The following is a 3,359-nucleotide window of genomic DNA, read 5'->3' as shown; positions in this document are numbered from 1 at the left end:
CGGGCTGGGGCCGGGCGACAAGCTCCTGGTCAACGGCGCGGGCGGAGCGGGCGGGGCGCTCGTGATCGGCCTCGCCCGGCACCTGGGCGCCCACGTGACGGCCGTGGACCGGGCCGACAAGGCCGGTCACCTGCTCCGGGTCGGCGCCGACGACACCGTGGCGTTCGAGCACTGCGACTGGGCCGACCAGCGCGACCGGTACGACCGCGTCGTGGACCTGGTGGCCCACCGGTCCCCGTTCCGGGTGCACCGGGCGCTGCGGGCCGGCGGGTCCTACCTGATGGTCGGCGGCCGCACCCGCGTTCTGCTCGCGACGCTCGTCGCCGGGCCGCTGCTGCGCCTGCTGACCGGCAAGCGCGTCGGCGTGCTGTTCGTGCCCCAGTCCCGCGCGGACCTGGAGGAGGTCACGGGCCTGGTGACCGAGGGCGTCGTCGTCCCCGCGATCGACGAGGTGCTGCCGCTGGAGGAAGCGCCGGCGGCGTTCGCGCGGCTCGAGGCGGGGGACAACCTCGGGAAGATCGTGGTCGAGGTCTCCTGACCGCTCCGCGCAGGTGCTAGGCGAGGTCGGCGTGCGAGAGGTCCTCGATCCCCGACGGGGTCGTGCCCTCGAAGAGCACGCCGATCCCGTAGGGGTCGGCCATCCGGAGGCGGGACTCCGCGAACCGCAGCATCCAGGTGCCGTCGGCCCAGACCACGGCGTCGGGTTCGGCGGCCGACGGCTCGGCGGCGTCCAGCATCGCGAGCTCGGGGGCCGACAGGCCGAGCTCCGGTTCGCGCAGCCGCTCACGCAGGTACGCGACGGCGAGGTCGGCGAGCTCGTCGAACCGGCCGAGCACGACGGTGGCGAGGTCGAGCGTCGCCCGGTCCGGTGCGGCCGCAGGCTCCGTCAGCACGCTCACGGGCCGGTGGTCGGCGTCGGCCGACCAGCAGGCGATGCTCTCGGGGGACTCGACGCGGGTGAACGTCGTCCCTGCGATCTCCAGACGGTCAGGGATGTCCAGGCGAGCGGGAAGGTCGGCCACCGCGGCAGTCAAGCACATGTCGGGCCGGGTCGGGCCGGCCGGGTCAGGACTCACGCGGGCTGGTCGTGCTGGTTCTCGCGCCGGTAGGCGGCCGGCGGCATGCCGCACGCGTCGCCGAACGCGGTGTAGAAGCGGCTCACGGAGCTGAAGCCCGACTCGGCCGCGACGTCGGCGACCGGCAGGCCCGTGGTCACCAGCAGGCGCCGCGCCTCCGCCAGCCGGCACCTGGTCAGGTAGTCGACCATGGTCGTGTGCACCACCTTGCGGAACTGGGCCATGGCGTAGTTGGGGTGCAGCCGCACGGTCCGCGCGACGTCCGCGACGGTCAGCGGCTCGCGGAAGTTCTCCGCGATGTGCCGCACCATCGCCAGCACCTGGCGCAGGGCCGGGTCGCCCGCCGTGAACCGCCGCACCGGCTGCCCCGGCGTGGCCAGGCCGAGCCGGCGCACCCTTGCCTCGATCTCCAGCATCGCGACGCGGCGCAGCTCCGGCTGCTCGCCCGACAGGTCGGCGGCCCACTGCGTGAAGTTCGCGTCGTCGGTCCTCAGCGCCGCCTCCGGCGGGGAGATCAGCGGCATGCCGGAGAGCAGGCGGCCGACCAGGGCGGTGGGCAGCCCCCAGCCGAGGAACGTCGAGAACGGCACGTGCACCCAGTGCGCCCGGGCCGCCGTGCTGGCGATGAGCTGGTGCGGCACGGCCGCCCAGAACGCGGCGACGGACCCGGGGCCGATCTCGACCGGCGCGCCGCCGAACAGGTAGAGCATCGTGCCGCCCTCGGTCACGAGGTTGATCTCCAGGTCGTCGTGCTGGTGGGCGGTGCCCATCAGGCTCGGGCGGCCGGACCAGCTCACGAGGGCGGGCGGTTGGATCTCGATCTGCGACGTCATCTGCATTCCCCGGCATCTGATGATCCGGGAAGAACCGGCTCTGATCCATGAAGAGTTCGCCGATCGTAGGTACGTAGGGTCGGGGCCGTCAACGCCGCAGCGGTGCGGCCCAACGGCAAGGAGCATTGCGTGTTCACACTTGGCATCGTCGGAGCCGGCCAGTTCGCCGGGCAGTTCGTCAAGCTCTGGAACCTGCACCCCGGCGTCGGGGACATCTACGTCACCGACCTGCTGCCCGAGCGCGCCGAGCAGCTCGTCGGCGAGTACGGCCTCGCCGGGACCGTCCCGTCCTTCGAGGCCCTGCTCGCCTCCGACGTCGACGCCATCGCGATCTTCACGCAGCGCTGGACGCACGGGCCGCTGGTGGTCCAGGCGCTGCGCGCCGGCAAGCACGTCTACTCCTCGGTGCCGATGGCGATCTCCGAGGAGGAGATCGAGGCGATCGTCGAGGCGGTGCGCGAGACCGGCCTGACCTACATGATGGGCGAGACGAGCTACTACAACCCGGCTACCGTCCACGCCCGCGACCAGGCGGCGAAGGGCGCGTTCGGGCGGCTCTTCTACGCCGAGGGCGACTACCTGCACGACATGGACCTCGGCTTCTACGACGCGTACAGGTACAGCGGCGGGGAGAACTGGAAGTCCACCGCGAGCTACCCGCCCCTGATGTACCCGACGCACTCCCTGGGCGGGATCCTCGGTGCCTGGCAGACGTACGCGACCAGCGTCTCCGCGATCGGCGTGCTCGACGACCGCGGCGACGGTGTGTTCGACAGGGAGGTCAGCCAGTTCGCCAACGACTTCTCGAACGCCACCGCGCTGTTCGAGGCCGCGGGCGGCGGCGCGTTCCGCATCAACGAGTTCCGCAGGGTCGGCTTCCCGTCGCACGTCCGCGAGTCGCGGTTCCGGTTCTTCGGCACCGAGGCCAGCATGGAGCAGCTCGTCAACGTGAGCCTCTGGCAGGACAAGGAGCAGGTCGTGGACCTCACGGAGCACCTGGCACCCAAGCCCACGCTGTCGCCGGACGACCCGTCGCTGGAGCACGTCTCGCCCGCGCTGCGCGACGCCTTCACCTCGGGCTCCGCGCCCGTGCACGACCGCTCGCGGCTGCCGAAGGAGTTCGCCAACGTGTCCAACGGCCACGAGGGCAGCCACCACTTCCTGGCCGACGACTTCGTCACCGCCGTCAACACCGGCACCCTCCCGCCCGTCAACGCCTGGGTCGCCGCGCGGTACACGATGCCCGGCATCGTCGCGCACGAGTCGGCGCTCAAGGGCGGCGTCCGCCTGGACATCCGCGACTTCGGGGACGCCCCGCAGGACTGACGTCGCGACCGCCGCGTCCCGAGCTCCCAGGCCGGGGTGGGAGACTCTGGGACGTGACGCAGGCAGCACCCTCGCAGCCGGCCCCCGGCGCCGGCACCCACCCCGAGCCGCGGGCCACCGCCCG

At 72.5% G+C, this 3,359-nt stretch carries 4 protein-coding genes; 2 read left to right on the top strand and 2 right to left on the bottom strand.

The window, feature by feature from the left end:
* The coding region (locus tag PROKR_RS18145; RefSeq protein WP_157602217.1) for a zinc-binding dehydrogenase at positions 1–538 on the top strand (538 nt) is incomplete at its 5' end.
* A 16-nt stretch (positions 539–554) separates the two neighbouring features.
* On the opposite strand, the gene PROKR_RS18140 is transcribed toward PROKR_RS18145, so the two are convergent.
* Positions 555–1,022, bottom strand: coding sequence for a hypothetical protein (locus tag PROKR_RS18140; protein WP_051433119.1), 468 nt, complete (start codon positions 1,020–1,022; stop codon positions 555–557).
* Between the two features lie 50 nt (positions 1,023–1,072).
* Positions 1,073–1,909 carry a helix-turn-helix domain-containing protein gene (locus tag PROKR_RS18135; protein ID WP_169736469.1) on the bottom strand — a complete coding sequence of 279 codons (837 nt, stop codon included), beginning with the start codon at positions 1,907–1,909 and terminating at the stop codon, positions 1,073–1,075.
* A gap of 129 nt (positions 1,910–2,038) precedes the next feature.
* Between PROKR_RS18135 and PROKR_RS18130 the strand changes: the two genes are divergently transcribed.
* A complete protein-coding gene (locus PROKR_RS18130; RefSeq protein WP_036965407.1) occupies positions 2,039–3,235 on the top strand; it encodes a Gfo/Idh/MocA family protein in 1,197 nt (398 codons plus the stop codon).
* Positions 3,236–3,359: the final 124 nt, after the last annotated feature.

The organism is Promicromonospora kroppenstedtii DSM 19349 (assembly GCF_000515355.1).
Taxonomy (GTDB): domain Bacteria; phylum Actinomycetota; class Actinomycetes; order Actinomycetales; family Cellulomonadaceae; genus Promicromonospora; species Promicromonospora kroppenstedtii.
The sequence above is the reverse complement of the archived record's forward strand: the minus strand, read 5'-3'. Positions and strand labels throughout refer to the sequence as shown.

Coding starts and splice junctions, on each gene's coding strand:
- PROKR_RS18135 (WP_169736469.1), bottom strand. CDS start 1,909: ATGACGTCGCAGATCGAGATCCAACCGCCCGCCCTCGTGAGCTGGTCC.